The 16,929-nt window shown below is 47.3% G+C and carries 12 protein-coding genes and 1 pseudogene; 3 read left to right on the forward strand and 10 right to left on the reverse strand.

What is annotated here, in order from left to right; genetic code table 11:
• Positions 1 to 99 precede the first annotated feature (99 nt).
• Entirely contained in the window at positions 100 to 1,239 is a 1,140-nt protein-coding gene (gene acdA / locus AC0OMU_RS19840) for an acyl-CoA dehydrogenase AcdA (RefSeq protein WP_474241433.1), read from the reverse strand.
• A complete protein-coding gene (locus tag AC0OMU_RS19845) occupies positions 1,236 to 3,353 on the reverse strand; it encodes a heterodisulfide reductase-related iron-sulfur binding cluster (protein WP_015384910.1) in 2,118 nt (705 codons plus the stop codon). The genes acdA and AC0OMU_RS19845 overlap by 4 nt, the downstream gene beginning before the upstream one ends.
• Positions 3,354 to 3,507: 154 nt before the next feature.
• Between AC0OMU_RS19845 and cls (AC0OMU_RS19850) the strand changes: the two genes are divergently transcribed.
• The 3 genes from cls (AC0OMU_RS19850) (at position 3,508) to AC0OMU_RS19860 (ending at position 6,032) form a co-directional block, all read left to right on the forward strand.
• A complete protein-coding gene (cls, locus tag AC0OMU_RS19850; protein ID WP_046340277.1) occupies positions 3,508 to 4,704 on the forward strand; it encodes a cardiolipin synthase in 1,197 nt (398 codons plus the stop codon).
• Positions 4,705 to 4,716: 12 nt separating this feature from the next.
• Positions 4,717 to 5,679, forward strand: coding sequence for a UV DNA damage repair endonuclease UvsE (uvsE, locus tag AC0OMU_RS19855; protein ID WP_474241434.1), 963 nt, complete (start codon positions 4,717 to 4,719; stop codon positions 5,677 to 5,679).
• An 80-nt stretch (positions 5,680 to 5,759) separates the two neighbouring features.
• Positions 5,760 to 6,032, forward strand: coding sequence for a hypothetical protein (locus AC0OMU_RS19860; RefSeq protein ID WP_003227597.1), 273 nt, complete (start codon positions 5,760 to 5,762; stop codon positions 6,030 to 6,032).
• Between the two features lie 41 nt (positions 6,033 to 6,073).
• Here AC0OMU_RS19860 and AC0OMU_RS19865 read toward each other — a convergent pair whose 3' ends face one another.
• From AC0OMU_RS19865 to AC0OMU_RS19900, 8 genes and pseudogenes are all read right to left on the reverse strand, one after another.
• Positions 6,074 to 6,598, reverse strand: coding sequence for a dihydrofolate reductase family protein (locus AC0OMU_RS19865; RefSeq protein WP_003227595.1), 525 nt, complete (start codon positions 6,596 to 6,598; stop codon positions 6,074 to 6,076).
• Positions 6,599 to 6,607: 9 nt separating this feature from the next.
• Positions 6,608 to 8,335 carry an ABC transporter ATP-binding protein gene (locus AC0OMU_RS19870; protein WP_047183341.1) on the reverse strand — a complete coding sequence of 576 codons (1,728 nt, stop codon included), beginning with the start codon at positions 8,333 to 8,335 and terminating at the stop codon, positions 6,608 to 6,610.
• Between the two features lie 88 nt (positions 8,336 to 8,423).
• A complete protein-coding gene (cls, locus tag AC0OMU_RS19875; RefSeq protein WP_063334816.1) occupies positions 8,424 to 9,926 on the reverse strand; it encodes a cardiolipin synthase in 1,503 nt (500 codons plus the stop codon).
• A gap of 129 nt (positions 9,927 to 10,055) precedes the next feature.
• Positions 10,056 to 10,261: pseudogene (locus AC0OMU_RS19880) on the reverse strand (YitT family protein); the annotation flags it as partial.
• 191 nt (positions 10,262 to 10,452) lie between these two features.
• Positions 10,453 to 11,124 carry a respiratory nitrate reductase subunit gamma gene (narI, locus tag AC0OMU_RS19885; protein WP_063334817.1) on the reverse strand — a complete coding sequence of 224 codons (672 nt, stop codon included), beginning with the start codon at positions 11,122 to 11,124 and terminating at the stop codon, positions 10,453 to 10,455.
• Positions 11,121 to 11,675 carry a nitrate reductase molybdenum cofactor assembly chaperone gene (gene narJ, locus AC0OMU_RS19890; protein ID WP_181220262.1) on the reverse strand — a complete coding sequence of 185 codons (555 nt, stop codon included), beginning with the start codon at positions 11,673 to 11,675 and terminating at the stop codon, positions 11,121 to 11,123. The genes narI and narJ overlap by 4 nt, the downstream gene beginning before the upstream one ends.
• A 25-nt stretch (positions 11,676 to 11,700) precedes the next feature.
• Positions 11,701 to 13,164 carry a nitrate reductase subunit beta gene (narH, locus tag AC0OMU_RS19895; protein ID WP_038427984.1) on the reverse strand — a complete coding sequence of 488 codons (1,464 nt, stop codon included), beginning with the start codon at positions 13,162 to 13,164 and terminating at the stop codon, positions 11,701 to 11,703.
• Positions 13,154 to 16,840, reverse strand: a complete 3,687-nt coding sequence (locus tag AC0OMU_RS19900) for a nitrate reductase subunit alpha (RefSeq protein ID WP_474241435.1) — start codon at positions 16,838 to 16,840, stop codon at positions 13,154 to 13,156. Before AC0OMU_RS19900 ends, narH begins: the two co-directional genes overlap by 11 nt.
• Positions 16,841 to 16,929: the final 89 nt, after the last annotated feature.

The following is a 16,929-nucleotide window of genomic DNA, read 5'->3' on the forward strand; positions in this document are numbered from 1 at the left end:
TACCTCTCATTATAAACAAAATAAAACAGAATATGCTACCCTTAACAGCGTTAATTTAAATAATTTTACAAGAGTGATCCGACTGAGAGATGTTTTCCGTTAATCCGCGAGCATTCTGGAGATGACCAGTCTTTGAATTTCTTGAGTGCCTTCATAGATTTGCGTGATTTTTGCATCACGCATATAGCGTTCTACCGGATAATCTTTTGTATAGCCGTAGCCGCCGAAAATCTGCACGGCTTCGGTCGTCACCTTCATCGCCGTATCCCCAGCCATCAGTTTGGACATGGCGGAAGCTTTTCCATATGGAAGGCCTGATGATTCTAACCACGCAGCCTGATAGGTCAATAGCCTTGAAGCTTCTATCATTGTCGCCATATCCGCGAGTTTAAAAGCAATGCCCTGCTGCTCGCCGATCGATTTTCCGAATTGCTTTCGCTCTTTTGCATATTGAAGCGCCGCATCAAGCGCTCCTTGGGCGATGCCCACGGCTTGTGCGGCTATGCCGTTTCTTCCTCCGTCAAGCGTCTTCATCGCGATTTTGAAGCCTTCTCCTTCTTCTCCGAGACGCTTTGATGCGGGCACTATACAATCTTCGAACATGATTTCCGTTGTCGGTGAAGAACGGATGCCCAGCTTCTTTTCTTTCTTGCCTGTAAAAAATCCTTCAAAATCCTTTTCTACTATAAAAGCGGTAATGCCTTTTTTCTTTTTCTCGGGATCGGTGACGGCAAAAACAATGTAAATATCAGCAACGCCGCCGTTTGTGATAAACACTTTGGAACCATTTAACACATAGTCATCGCCGATTCGTTCAGCAGTTGTTTTCATGCTGCCGGCGTCAGAGCCAGACCCTGCTTCAGTCAAAGCGAATGCGCCGATTTTCTCTCCGAGGGCCAGCTGTGTTAAGTACTCTGTCTTCTGTTCCTCCGTCCCAAAGGCAAACAGCGGCCAGCTGCAAAGAGAGATATGGGCGGAAAGCGTCACACCGGTGGAGGCGCACACTTTTGACAGCTCCTCCACCGCGATGACGTAGGCTAAATAGTCACTTCCGATTCCGCCGTAATCTTCAGGCCACGGAATTCCCGTCAGCCCCAGATTTGCCATTTCCCGAAACAGCTCGCGATCGAAGCGTTCTTGTTCGTCTCGTTCTGCCGCTGTCGGGGCCACCTTATGCTTCGCAAAATCGCGCACCAATTTTCGTATCATCTCATGTTCTTCTGATAATGAAAAATTCATTGCTTCTCCCCCATTTTCAGATCAGCGCCTAAAACGGATTGAGCCAGAAGCTCGACGACGTCGTACGTTTTGACTTGGTCTTCGGCTTCCTTCGCCTTTGTGCCGTCCCCAAGCATTGTGAGACAGTACGGACAGCCGGAACTGATCACCGATGGGTTGACTGCGAGCGCTTGCTCTGTCCTGGCGACGTTAATCCTGTTGCCTGTTTCTTCCTCCATCCACATTAATCCCCCGCCAGCTCCGCAACACATGCCGGTTTCCCGGTTTCTCTCCATTTCAACAAGCTGCACGCCCGGAATGGCTTTCAAAATCTCTCTCGGCGGATCATAGACTTCATTGTACCGGCCCAAATAGCACGAATCATGGAAGGTAATCGTCTCATGAAGCGGGTGCTGCGGATTTAATTTTCCGTTTTTCACAAGCTCGGCCAGCACTTCTGTATGATGATAAACCTCGCCTTCAAATCCGAAATCCGGATATTCATTTTTAAATAAATTGTATGCATGGGGATCGATCGTAACGATTTTTTTGACATCATTTTTTTCAAATTCAGAAATATTCTTCTCAGCCAGCTCTTGGAACAAAAATTCATTTCCGAGGCGGCGCGGCGTGTCTCCTGAATTTTTTTCTTTATTGCCTAGGATCGCGAAGGACACGCCCGCGTGATTGAGCAGCTTGGCAAAGGAAATTGCGATTTTCTGGCTTCTGTTGTCGTAAGACCCCATGGAGCCTACCCAGAAAAGGTACTCAAATTCTTTTCCTTCTTTTTTCATTTCTTTTACAGTCGGAATCTCAGCATCCGGCGCCTCGTCACGCCAATTTTCACGTTCCTTGCGGTTGAGTCCCCACGGATTCCCCTGCCGCTCAATACTTGTCATTGCGCGCTGGGCGTCACTGTCCATTTTTCCTTCTGTCAGTACGAGGTAGCGGCGGAGATCGATGATTTTATCCACGTGCTCATTCATGACCGGGCATTGATCCTCACAGTTCCGGCAAGTGGTGCATGCCCAAATTTCTTCCTCTGTGATGACATCGCCGATCAAGCTTGGATTGTAATCAAGCGCCGCTGCGGCTTCCTGCGATCCGCTGCCCGCTGACGCCGCAGCCAGCTGATTGCCTCTCGTATGCCGAAACGCTGCTGCGGGCACCCATGGGGAGCGCGAGGTGACGGCAGCGCCTTTTTCCGTGAGATGGTCTCTGAGACGCAAAATCAAGTCCATGGGAGAAAGCATTTTTCCGGTGCCTGTTGCAGGACACATATTTGTACAGCGGCCGCACTCGACACACGCGTACAGATCAAGCAGCTGAGACTGCCTGAAATCCTCAATTTTTCCCGCTCCGTAGCTTTCTTTCGTTTCGTCGGTAAAATCAATTTTTTCAAGTTTTCCGGCAGATTCCATTCTATTGAAAAAGACGTTTGCCGGGCCGGCGATTAAATGGGCATGCTTCGACTGAGGCACGTACACTAAAAAGCTAAGCAAGAACAGGAGATGGATCCACCATGCGATATAGAAAATCACCGCCGCGCCTGTTTTCCCGACACCGCTAAGCATAAACGCAATACCTGAGGCAATTGGCTCGCTCCAAGAAAGCCCATGCTCATGCCAAATCAGATTCATCCCGTTCCCAAGCAGAACGGTCAGCATTAATCCTCCGATAAAAATGAGAACGAGTCCGGCTTTGAAACCGCGTTTCAGCCTCACGAGCTTTTCGATATAACGTCTGTAGAATGCCCACCCAACAGCAATTAAAATGAGAAACGTAACAATTTCCTGAAAAAAGGTGAAGGCGGGATAGACCGGGCCAAGCGGCAGATTCCGGCCGGGAGCCAGTCCTTTGATGATAAAGTCAATTGCTCCGAACTGAACCAATATAAATCCGTAGAAAAACATGACGTGAATGATTCCGCTTTTCTTGTCCTTGAGCAGTTTTTTCTGTCCGAATACATTCACCCATATGGCGTGAAGCCGTTCCTTGAACCGTTGATCAAATTGTTCTTTCTGGCCGAGCTTGATGTAGGCCAGTCTCGTTTTGACCAAGTACACAAACAAATAGACAGCGTAAGCGGTTACAATCAGAAATAATAATGCATTTGCGATGAGAAAGCCGCTCATTCCAATTCCCCCTTTTTACTGATAAAGACCGCGATCCCCTACCCCCGAATCTGTATAAGATTATCTTTATGATAAATAATGAATGAGTGTTCAGTCAATAATTAAATTCCTGCTGTTCGGGCACACTACCTTTACTACGGAAAGGAGTGCCGGTATGAAGGTATTTATCGTGATTATGATCATTGTCGTTATTTTCTTTGCCTTGATTCTGCTTGATATCTTCATGGGCCGTGCCGGATACAGAAAAAAGGCGTACGAGCCTGTTTTTTCAAAAAAGAAGAGTGACATCGAATTGATCCACTGCGGCGCTGATCTCGTTGAGCGGATGATGAATGATATTCGCCAGGCCGCCTCTTCTGTTCACATGATGTTTTTTATTATGAAAAATGATGAGGTCAGCCACAATATGTATACCTTGCTGAAAACAAAAGCCCAAGCTGGCGTCTCCGTTTATTTGCTTCTGGATTGGGCGGGCTGCCGGGCAATTAAAAAAACGGCGCTGCAGACGATGAAAAATGCCGGCGTCCATGTCCATGTGATGAATCGTCCCCGTTTTCCTTTTTTCTTTTTTCACATGCAAAAACGAAATCACCGGAAGATTACGGTGATAGACGGAAAAATCGGTTATATCGGCGGGTTTAATATCGCCGAAGAATATCTTGGAAAGAAGGCGAAGTTCGGCAATTGGGAGGATTATCATCTGCGCATGATGGGAGAAGGCGTACATGATCTTCAAACGCTTTTTGCTTCTGATCTAAAACGAAATACCGGAATCGAACTGGGTTCGGATGTTTGGCCAAAGCTTCAGCAAGGGACTATTTCTCACAAGATATATGCGACCGACGGTTATTCCCTTGAAAACAAATACTTGGTCAATATTGCCCAAGCGAAGAATCGCCTTACGGTTTGCACGCCTTATTACATTCCATCAAAGCCGCTTCAAGAGGCCCTCATTAACGCAAGAAAAAACGGCGTATCCGTGAGAATCATTGTACCGATGAAATCAGACCATCCGCTGGTACGAGAAGCAGCTTTTACGTATTATTCGGAGCTCTTGGATGCCGGCTGTCTTATTTATCGTTATTATCAAGGGTTTTATCATGTAAAAGCCCTCATCATAGACGACCATCTTAGCATTATCGGAACAGCCAACTTCGATAAACGAAGCCTGTTTTTAAATGAAGAGGTGAATGTCGAAATTGATGACGAAGCGTTTACAAGTGAAGTCTATGCCACGATTGAGGAGGATATGAAAAAGTCGGAGCGGCTGACCATGGAGGATTTCAGCAAGCGCACATTCAGGCAGCGCCCGGCGGAATGGCTCGGCAGGGCATTATCTTATTTCTTATAAAGGAGAGTTCCTATGATTTTCAGATTCGGGTTCGTTTCAAATGCGATGAGCCTTTGGGATGCGTCTCCCGCTAAAACATTGACATTCGCGCGTTATTCAAAGCTTTCAAAGACTGAAAGAAAAGAAGCGCTTCTGACTGTGACAAAAGCCAATTTGCGCAATACGATGAGAACCCTTCACTATATCATCGGCCACGGCATTCCTTTGTACCGTTTCTCCAGTTCGATTGTGCCGCTGGCTACGCATCCCGACGTGATGTGGGATTTTGTAACACCGTTTCAAAAAGAGTTTCGGGAGATTGGAGAGCTTGTTAAAACACATCAACTGCGAACAAGCTTTCATCCAAATCAATTCACTCTGTTTACGAGCCCGAAGGAATCCGTCACAAAAAATGCGGTAACCGATATGGCGTATCACTACCGCATGCTTGAGGCCATGGGCATTGTTGATCGCTCCGTTATCAACATTCATATTGGCGGCGCTTACGGAAATAAAGACACCGCCACTGCACAATTTCATCAAAATATAAAACAGCTGCCGCAGGAGATCAAAGAGCGGATGACACTTGAAAATGATGATAAAACATATACAACGGAAGAAACGCTTCAGGTCTGTGAGCAGGAGGATGTTCCGTTTGTCTTTGACTTTCATCATTTTTATGCCAATCCAGACGATCACGCCGACCTGAATGAAGCACTGCCCCGCATGATCAAAACGTGGGAGCGGATCGGCCTTCAGCCAAAGGTTCACTTGTCTTCCCCAAAATCGGAGCAAGCGATACGCAGCCATGCCGATTATGTTGATGCTAACTTTTTGCTGCCGCTGTTGGAACGCTTTAGGCAATGGGGAACTAATATTGATTTCATGATTGAAGCAAAGCAGAAAGACAAGGCGCTTCTCCGCTTGATGGATGAATTAAGCTCCATCCGCGGTGTCAAACGCCTCGGGGGCGGTGCGCTGCAATGGAAATCATAAATGTGCAAAAATAGGTTTACTACTTGTCCGCTTTGGGAACTTAGGCTATATAAGACAACAATCGATGGAGGAGAAAGATCATGAAAAATATCAAGTCTCTGAAAGTAGCTGCACAGGCCTTTACTTTAAGAAATTTGATTCATCTTTATAAAATGTGCCATTCCGGAAGCCACGAGGTTTATATTTATTCAAAGAAAACGATGTGCAAAATCAAAAGCTTAATTGAGCTTGAAACATTCCGCATGGCTCATAATGAAAAGGAATATCTGATCGTAGTTGAAGGAACAAAAGCATCACAGCTCATTGAAAAATTCCAAAATCTCATCGAGCCTGCTGAGAGAGAAGCGCTCTAACTTACATACAAAAAAGGATAGACATCTGTCTATCCTTTTTCTTATGCTCTTACATAATGGAGCTGAACCGCTTGTCCAAATTGTTTTGTCCCTTTTAACCGCAGTTTTGTTTCATTTGTTAGTTCGTGAAACAGCGGGATGCCGCTTCCTAAAACGACGGGAATAACAGTGATGATGAATTCGTCGATGGCATCTTCTTTCATAAAGTCATTCACAAGCTCTGCCCCGCCAGCTATCCAGATGTTTGAGCCTTTTTCCTGTTTCAAACGGGCAGTGAAGGCTCTGGCTCCCTCATTGATAAACGTCACATGTTCATCTTGATAACTGTCGGGCGATCCTGTAAAAACATAGCAGGTTTTATCCTGATACGGGAAAACCGGTGTTAGCACTTTAACGTGCTCATATGTGCTCCGCCCTAGAATGACTGTATCAACAGTCTGATAAAAATCACTGTAGCCGTTGTCACCTTCACCTTCAAATTCATCCAGCCAATCGATGCTTCCATCTTCTTTTGCGATCATCCCGTCCAATGAAACAGCAATGTACAGCACAGTTTTTCTTTCCATGTTCTCCTCCTATCGCTGCACAATTTGCCCGAATTGCGCTTGATGCAGCCTGCTGTATAGGCCTCCGGCTTCGATCAGGTCTTGATGACGGCCTTGTTCTTCAATACCGTTGTTTGTGACGACTACAATTCTGTCCGCGTCTTTGATCGTCGCCAGCCTGTGGGCGATGACAAGCGTCGTGCGCCCCTCAGACAACTCTTGAAGCGCCTTTTGGATCGCCGCTTCCGTCTCTGTATCAAGGGCTGAGGTGGCTTCGTCGAGAATCAAGATCGACGGATTTTTCAAGAACATCCTTGCAATTGACAGACGCTGTTTTTGCCCGCCGGAAAGCTTCACGCCGCGTTCGCCAATCATAGTATCCAACCCATCGGGCATGTTATGGACGAGCTCTTCCAGATGCGCCTGCTTCACAGCTTGCCAAATGTCTTCTTCTGATGCGCCTAGTCGGCCGTAGGCGATATTTTCTCTAAGCGTGCCCGAGAATAAGAAAACGTCCTGCTGCACGACGCCAATCTGCCCGCGCAACGAAGAAAGCGTCATGTCTTTTATACTGATCCCGTCAATCGTAATGTAGCCCTCCGATGCTTCATAAAAACGCGGAAGCAGACTGCAAAGCGTTGATTTTCCCGCACCTGACGGACCGACGAACGCCACCGTTTCCCCCGCTTGAATGGATAGGTTGATGTCATTGAGGACATTGTGATGGCCATCATAGCCAAACGAAACATGTTTATAGCGGATATTGCCCTTCAGGCCGGAAACATCTTTCGCATCAGGTGAATCCTGAATGTCCGGCTCCGTCTCCATGAGCTCCATATAGCTTTTGAAACCCGCGATCCCCCTCGGATACATTTCGATAATGGCATTAATTTTGTCAATAGGCCTGAACAGCACATTTGTCAGGAGCACAAACGCCACGAATTCCCCGTACGATAAGGAGCCGCGAATGACAAACCACGTCCCGCACAAAAGGACAAACAGCGTGACAAACCGGGTCAGCATATAGCTGATTGAACCGTTTTTCGCCATGATTTTGTAGGAAGAAAGCTTTGTGGCACGGAAACGCTGGTTATTGACGGCGAAACGTTCTTTTTCAAACGCTTCATTTCCGAACGCCTGCACAAGCCGGATGCCGCCGATGTTATTTTCTACACGCGCGCTGAAGTCTCCGATATCCTTGTTCAGCGTGGTAAATGCTTTGGTCATTTTTTTGTTGAAATAAAGCGCTAGCCAAATGACGATCGGCATAATGATAAACGTTAATAAAGCAAGCTGCCAGTTAATAAACAGCATCACTCCGAACGCCCCGAGAATGGTCATGACTGCAATAAATAAGTCTTCCGGACCATGATGGGCGACTTCACCGATATACATTAAATCGTTCGTGAGCTTCGACATCAGCGTTCCCGTCTTGTTGTTGTCGTAAAATTTGAACGAGAGCTTTTGCAAATGGTCAAAAAGCGACTTTCTCATATCAGTCTCAATATTGATACCAAGCATGTGTCCCCAGTAGGTCACGATATACTGAAGAGCCGAGCTAAGCGCATACACCGCAAATAAGCCGATTGAGGTCGCGATGATCAGCCCCCAGTCCCTGCCCGGCAGCAAGGTATCAATAAAATAATTGACGATCAAAGGAAAACTCAGCTCCATTAAACCTCCCGCGATCGCTGAGAAAAAGTCGAGAAAAAACAACGTTTTATATGGTTTATAATATGAAAAAAATTGCCGCAGCACCCTATCTTCCCCCAATGTATAAATAACTGATAATATTTCTCAATTATACTATACACGGGCTGTTTTGAAAGATCAGATTTCTTTTTTCTTACAGAACACCTGAAAACAGGCGGGCAAACGACTCTTTTGTCCGGTCAGCCACGCCTCTTTTATAAAAGCCGACAGGGCTGAGCTTTTCACTTTCCTGCATATCCTCTTCAAAATGGGCCTCAAGGGTTCGGATCGCTTCGGCATCCGTGAAGAACACATTCACTTCAAAGTTGAGCTGAAAGCTGCGCATGTCCATATTCGCGGTACCGACGGAGGCGAGATCGCCATCAATGATCATGACTTTTTGATGCATGAAGCCTTTTTGGTAGGAGTACACTTCAATGCCCTCAAGGAGCAGCTCCGGGAAATAGGATCTCGAAGCGTATTGGGTCAAAAAGCTGTCGTTCTTCTCCGGCACCATAACCCTTACCTCTACCCCCTTTGTCGCCGCTGCTTTTAGCGCCGTGCGAATGGATTCATTGGGGACAAAATAGGGCGTGGCGATCCATATTGATTTCTGCGCTGAAGAAATCATTTCATAATAAAGGTCGCTCATGCTTTCCTTCATGTCAGGGCCTGTCGCGACAATTTGATAAATGCCTCCTCCTTCCACGGGAACCGGGGTATTGTACTCCTCTTGATCAATTAGCACTTCATTGGAGACGTATTCCCAATCCAGCATAAAGATAGCGTGGAGCGTTTGCACAATTTCCCCCTCAAGCCGCAGGTGTGTATCTCTCCAAAATCCGATGTACGGATCTCTGCTGATATATTCCTTCCCAACATTTAATCCGCCCACAAAACCGGTTTTCCCATCGATGATCACGATTTTCCGGTGATTTCTGAAATTCAGCTTCTGGTTGAAAAACCCGTATTTCAGCGGAGAAAACGGTACGATGTCCACCCCCGCTTGTTTCATTCTCATAATATCTCTTCTTGCCAGTTTAATGCTTCCTGCCGCATCGTATAAAAACCTCACCTCGACACCCTGGCGCGCTTTCTCCATCATAATGTCCATCATGCCGCGTCCGAGCATGTCTGATTTAAACATGTAGTATTCAATATGTATGTAAGATTCCGCTTTTCTCATTGCTTTGAAAATGTCCGGGAAGGTTTCTTCGCCGTTTTTCAGCACTTTGATGTTGCTTTTCGTATTGATATTCATATGGGCAGCCCTGATGGAATATGTAAAGAACCTCTCTTGGTTGTCCTTAAGCCCTGTCACTTCGGGCGTTTCCTCCTTGTCAAACAGCTTCCTGAGCTTTTCCCTGTTGTACATTCGTTTTGTCTTAAATAGCTTTCCCTTTACATAAAGCTGTCCCGAAAACAGATAAAACACGTAGCCGACGATTGGAAAAAAGACAAGAATATGGATCCATAGCAGCGTGTGCTGCGAGGTGCGGTTTTCAAGAATTAATGAATAGATGCTGAACAAAATAATGCTTATATAGCAAAGCAATCCTCCGTAAAACTCAAGCCTGGAAACCGGAAAAAACCAAATGACATATGCCCCGATGAGCATCATATATAAAAAGAAAAATTCCAGTCTCCTTTTCAGCATCCTGATTCTCTCCAATCTGATTCAATTACCTCTGTATTACCTCTTTTTTCTAATCGATAAACCTTGTAAGTAAAAAACCTCTCCGCCAAGGAGGAGAAGTTTAGAGAAAACTAACTGTCACGGAATTCATCCGCATCGTTTCTGCAGAAATAAAGCAAGACTATTGGCAACGCCGAGTGACAACATGAGCGGCAGGCCGAACCCGCTCAGCACTCCGGCAAGCGCCGAAAAAGAGGCGGCGCTGTGACTGCAAATACGGTGGATAGAGTGAATTTGATACCCATTCTGATGAGAGAAAATATATAAAACGGGATATTGATCAGAAAGAAAGGAATGAAACAAGTTAGTCAGGCTGAGTCATAATCTGGCTGTTCCCCGGTTTAAAATGAGTAAAATCCGTTTCATTCTTGATGTTATTTCCAAATACAAACACAACAGGATTCCCGGCCGCCCAGCCATTACCTTGGCAGAAGATATCTTATGTTTTCATCAAGATAAAAAAATCCCCCTCTTGCAAGGGGGATTTTCACGAGCGTTTTCGATATACAACGTAGCTGCGGGTCAGATACTTGAGCGGCAGACTGAACACATGAACCAATCTCGTAAACGGCCACAGGATAAAAACGACGTATCCTATCACAATATGAAACTTAAACCATAGCGGGACACTCTCCATCAACGAGGGGTCAGGCCGGAACAAAGCGATTTCCCTGAACCAGGGCCCGACTGTGGTCCGGTAATCAAATCCTTTCGAATCAATGTTGAGAAACGTGGCCGCAACGCCTGACAGCATCATGAACAGCAGCAGGAGGAGCGTAAGGATATCGGATGGCGAGCTCGTTTTGCGGATCCTTTTGTCAAACAGCCTTCTGTACGTCAGGATGACAAGTCCGGTACATGCCGCAATGCCCGCCGGCAAGCCAGCGCTAATCGCCATTTTGTGATACATATGCTCTGAAATGCCAAGGGAAGCATACACGCCTTCCGGGATCAGAATCCCCATGACATGCCCGCCGACAACGCACAGCAGTCCCCAGTGAAAAAGTGTGCTGCCCGCGGCGAGTTTTTTCTTTTCTAACAGCTCGCTTGATTTCGCCGTCCAGCCAAATTGGTCATGCTGGTAGCGGTAAATATGCCCGCCGATAAAGATTGTCAATACAATGTATGGCATAATACCCCAGAGGATCTGCCCGCTCATGCCTGAACAGCCCCTTCAACGCTTTCACGTACGCCGATGTTTTCAAGCGCGGACAGCAGCACGTGCAGCAGTTCAGCGTATATACTATCATTTTTTTCGAGACGGGATGCCAGCTCCCTCACATTGGACAGATATTTCTCAAACACGCTTCTCGCTGCTTCAATTTCTGCAGCCGCAGCAAATTCCAGCATCAGCGGCAGATAATCAGGCAGCTCTTTCTCTGTCGGCAGGAAACCGGATTGCTCGTATGTGTTTTTTAAATGCAGCAATTCAACGCCGCGTTCCCTTTGCTCGCCCGAGTTAAAGTAGGTGACATACATATTTGTTTTTTTCCCAAAGTCGAATGTATAGACATAGTGTTCAATCAGCGCTTCCGGTGAAAAGCTAGCTGACGCCTCGAAAAAGTGCAGCAGCTTCTCCCGGATTTGCCGGTTGCTGATTTCATGGATAAGAGCCTTCCAATCGGGAATCTCAGCTCTCCACTCTTCATCCGGATAAGAGAGAAGAGAGGAAAGAGCGGAGAACGTCATTTGCCGGTCTGTGGTGTTCATCTTGTTACACCTCATTTATCAAAAGTTAGAAACAGGAGCCGGGGCCGCCTGAAAATGATAAGCCGCAGCTCCCTTGTTCAGCATATAAATCTGAAACTTCTTCTCGATGACTGCTCGGTATCACAAAGCGGTCATCATATTTGGCAATCGCAAGCAGCCGATACATATCTTCAATTTGCTGTTCTGTTAAGCCGACACTGGAGATCAGTTCCGGGTCGATTGATTTATTCGTCTGGATCGCTCTCATATACTGGCGCATGACAGACATTTTCTTTAACGTTGACCGAATATGATCCGTATCACCGGCTGTTAACAGCTGCGCCAAATAATCAATCGGGATTCTCATTTGGTCGATAGCCGGAAAAATATCTTCTGCGGATTGCCGGCTGCCTTTTCCTTCAAAGAGATTCATAATCGGACTGAGCGGCGGAATGTACCACACCATTGGCAGCGTGCGGTACTCTGGATGAAGCGGCAGCGCAATCTTCCAGTCAATGATCATTTTATAGATCGGCGATTGCTGCGCAGCCTCTATCCATTCAGCCGGAATGCCTTGTTCTTTTGCCAGTTTGGCAACCTCAGGATCATTTGGATCAAGAAAAATGTCCAATTGGGAATGGTAAAGATCCTTTTCGTTTTCAACCGATGCCGCTTCCTCCACTTTGTCCGCGTCATACAGCATGACGCCGAGGTAGCGGATTCTGCCAACACACGTCTCAGAGCAGATGGTCGGCAGTCCCGCCTCCAAACGCGGAAAGCAGAGTGTGCATTTTTCCGCTTTGTTCGTTTGCCAGTTAAAATAGACTTTTTTATAAGGACAGGATGAGACGCAATATCTCCATGAACGGCATGCGTTTTGATCCACAAGCACAATGCCGTCCTCCTCGCGTTTGTACATGGCGCCGGATGGACAGGATGAGACGCACGCCGGGTTGATGCAGTGCTCGCAAATACGGGGCAAATACATCATAAAGACCTCATCGAATTCTGTTTTGATCGATTCCTCCATCTTTTGTACGTTGGGATCTTCAAGTCCCGTTATGTGGCCGCCCGCGAGATCATCCTCCCAGTTCGGTCCCCATTCGATATTCATGAAATCCCCCGTCAAGGACGATTTCGGGCGTGCTACCGGCTGGTGTTTTTTCTGCGGGCTGTTCGTTAATGTTTCATAATCATAGTTCCAGGGCTCATAGTAATCATCAATCGACGGCTGATTCGGATTATAGAAAAGGCCTGCAAGCCGATTGGTTTTCGAGCCCGATTTCAGCTCGAGCTTTCCTTTTTTCAATGTCCAGCCGCCTTTATATTTGTCCTGGTCCTCCCATTGCTTCGGGTAGCCGATGCCCGGCTTTGTTTCTACATTATTGAAGTACATATATTCCGCACCGGAACGGTTTGTCCACGTGTTTTTGCAGGTGACGCTGCACGTGTGGCAGCCGATGCATTTATCCAAGTTCATGACCATACCGATTTGCGCTTTAATCTTCAAGCCAATCGACCTCCTTCAGCTTGCGGATGACGACATTCAGATCGCGCTGATTCCCCGTTGGACCGTAATAATTAAAGCCGTAGCTGAGCTGGGCATAGCCCCCGATCATCTGGGTCGGCTTGACGTGTATCCTTGTCGGGCTGTTATGGGTGCCTCCGCGGTTATTCGTCAGCTTTGTGCCGGGCACGTTGATGTGGCGGTCTTGGGCATGGTGCATAAACGCCATTCCTTTAGGAATCCGATGAGACAAAACGGCTCTCGCGACGACAACACCGTTTCGGTTAAAGCATTCAATCCAATCGTTGTCTTTGATATCCGTGTCCTCTGCATCATCTTTATTCATCCACACGGTCGGCCCGCCGCGGAACAGCGTCAGCATCGGCAGAGAATCAAAATACATGCTGTGGACAGACCATTTATTATGCGGCGTCAAATAATTGAGGACGATTTCTTTTCCCTCTTGATCAGGCCGCTTGCTCAGAAACGGGCGATGCTGGAGGATCGGTTTGAATGTCGCCATCGTTTCACCGAATTCCATCATCAGTTCATGATCGACATAATAGGATTGTCTGCCTGTCAGCGTCCGCCACGGAATTAATTTTTCAACATTCGTTGTAAACGGCGAATACCTGCGCCCTCCTTTTTCAGAGCCGGAAAACGCTGGAGACGTGATCACCGTTTTCGGCTGGGCTGTAATTTGTTCGAACGTAAAGCATTCTTCCTCGCGTTCTTCCGCCAGGTCTTTCAGCTTCAGGTTCGTGATGTTTTCAAGTGATTCCCATGCTTTTACTGCGACCTTTCCATTCGAAGTGGATGATAGGGTTAAAATCGCTTCTGCTGCCTGCTTTGCTTCACTTATATTTGGACAACCCTTTGCGACACTGTCCGAGGTGATTTCTCCCAATCTCTGTTTGAGTAATTCATATTCATCGGCTATTGACCAGCTCATCCCTTTTGTTCCGCTCGGCTTTAAAGCAACGTTCGGACCAAGTGCAGTCATTTTATGAAAAATGTGTTTGTAATCCCGTTCAACGACTTGGATGTTCGGCATCGTTTTTCCCGGAATGGCTTCACATTCGCCTTTGCTCCAGTCATTGATTTTGCCGAATGGCTGGGCCAATTCCTGCATGGTGTCATGGAGGAGCGGCGTCGCAACCACTTCTTTCACCGGCTCCATATCGACTTCTTCTGCCAGATCGGAAACGGCTTTTGACAGCGCCTTGAAAATATCCCAGTCTGACTTCGATTCCCACGGAGCCGAGATCGCAGGAGCAAATGGATGAATGAACGGATGCATATCTGTGCTGCTGAGATCGTGTTTTTCATACCATGTCGCCGCCGGCAGCACGATATCGGAATACAGCGCCGTACCGGCCATTCGGAAGTCAAGATTGATTAACAAGTCGAGCTTTCCTTCCGGCGCCTGCTCCCGCCATTTGATTTCTTCAGGGCGGATGCTGTCGCTATCGTCATTCATTAAACCGTTCGTCGTCCCCAGCAAATGCTTGAGAAAATATTCATGCCCTTTTCCTGAGCTTGAGATCAGATTTGCCCGCCATACGAAGAGATTTCTTGGGAAATTCACTTCATTATCAGGATCTTCAATCGCGAATTTCAGTTTTTTCTCTTGGAGCTGTGAGGCCACGTACGCACCTACGTCTTCGGGTGTTGCTGCCCCTGCTTTTTCAGCTTCTTTATACAGATCGATGCCATTTTGATTGAAAGTCGGGTAAGACGGAAGCCACCCCAGCCGCGCGGCCAGCACATTGTAATCAGCGTGGTGCTTGTAGCGGGATGAAGAAGCAATCGGTGATGCCAAATCACTGATCGGCTGGTCCTCATAACGCCACTGATCTGTCGCAAAGTAGAAAAATGAGGTGCCGTTTTGCAGCTTGGGCACGCCCTCCCAGTCCTTTGCAGTTGCAATCGTCTGCCACCCTTCAGCAGGTCGGAGCTTTTCCTGCCCCACGTAATGGGCCCAGCCTCCGCCGTTTACGCCTTGGGCGCCTACAAGTAAAACAAGATTTAACACCGCTCGGTAGATCGTGTCGGAGTTGAACCAGTGGTTAATGCCGGCCCCTACGATAATCATGGACCGGCCGTCTGTATCGATCGCATTTTGGGCAAACTCTCTGGCAATCTTAACGACAGCTTCTTTTTTGATTCCTGTCATTTGTTCCTGCCAGGCAGGCGTAAACGGCTCAGGATCATCATAGGAGACAGCCGATCGTTTACCGATGCCCCGGTTCACGCCGTAGTTAGCCAGTATCAAGTCAAACACGGTCGTGATGTACGTTTCTTCACCGTTCAGGTTCATTTTTTTAATAGGAAGATCCCGCTCGAGCACTTTGTTTCCGTCATTTGAAAAATACGGGATGCGCACCGTGCCGATTTCGTCCTCTATTCCCAGCACAGAGAGACGGGGTTCAATCGGTTCCCCGGTTTCTTCATCAATCATGTGCAGGTTCCATTTCTGCTGCCCGTCCCAGCGCGATCCCATTGTCCCTTGGGGTATGGCAAATGAACTTGTTTGTTCATCCCAAACCGCAGGCTTCCACTGATCATGCTTTGTCTGCCGCCCGATGTCCTTCGCATGCAGAAACCGTCCCGCTGTGTATACGCCATTTTCTTTTGACAGGGTGACGAGAAATGGAAAATCAGTGTATTGCTTCGCGTACTCAATAAAACGTTCAGTTTCTTGGTTCACGTAAAATTCCTGCAGAATGACATGACCCATCGCCATCGCAAGCGCCCCGTCAGTCCCTTGGCGAATACTCAGCCAGTCATCCGCGAACTTTGAGGATTCCGCAAAATCCGGACTGATCGAAATGACCTTAGCGCCTTTATAGCGGGCCTCCGCCAAAAAATGCGCGTCAGGCGTTCTCGTTAACGGAACGTTGGAGCCCCATGTGATGATATAGCCGGAATTGTACCAATCACTGCTTTCCGGAACGTCCGTCTGGTCACCCCAAATTTGCGGGGATGCCGGAGGAAGATCCGCATACCAGTCATAAAAACTGAGCATAGGGCCTCCGATTAACGACATAAACCGAGAGCCTGATGCATGGCTGATCATGGACATGGCCGGAATCGGAGAAAAACCGACGTTTCGGTCAGGCCCGTATTTCATCACTGTATACAGCAGAGAGGCTGAAATCAGCTTCAGCACCTCCGGCCATTCAGCGCGCACAAAACCGCCTTTCCCTCTCGCCTGTTTATAGGACTTCGCTTTTTCAGGGTTTTCGACGATCGATTTCCAGGCTTCCAATGGATTTTGATGTTCTTGCAGTGCTTCCCGCCACAAATTGATCAGCACACCGCGCACGTATGGATATTTCACACGGAGCGGGCTGTAGATATACCATGAAAAACTGGCCCCCCGCGGACAGCCTCTCGGTTCGAAATCAGGCATATCCGGGCCTGTTGAAGGATAATTCAAGTTTTGTCCTTCCCATGTGACAATTCCATTTTTCACATAAATATTCCAGCTGCAGGAACCCGTGCAGTTGACGCCGTGGGTGGAGCGAACGACTTTGTCGTACTGCCATCTGTTTCTGTATACATTCTCCCAATCGCGATCTTCGCGGGTGGTTTGGCTATGTTTATTTGAATGGTGTTCGATAGGAGAGAAATAATTCAATCTCCTAAACAACGGACTCATTTTCTTTTTCTTCATGAGAGTTCACTCCTTCCGAGTCAGGTGATGCTAAGTTCACTATAAACAGAGACAGCGTGTTTCCTTGTGAACTATGTCACACACTCTGC

This window comes from Bacillus sp. FAU18, assembly GCF_056033885.1.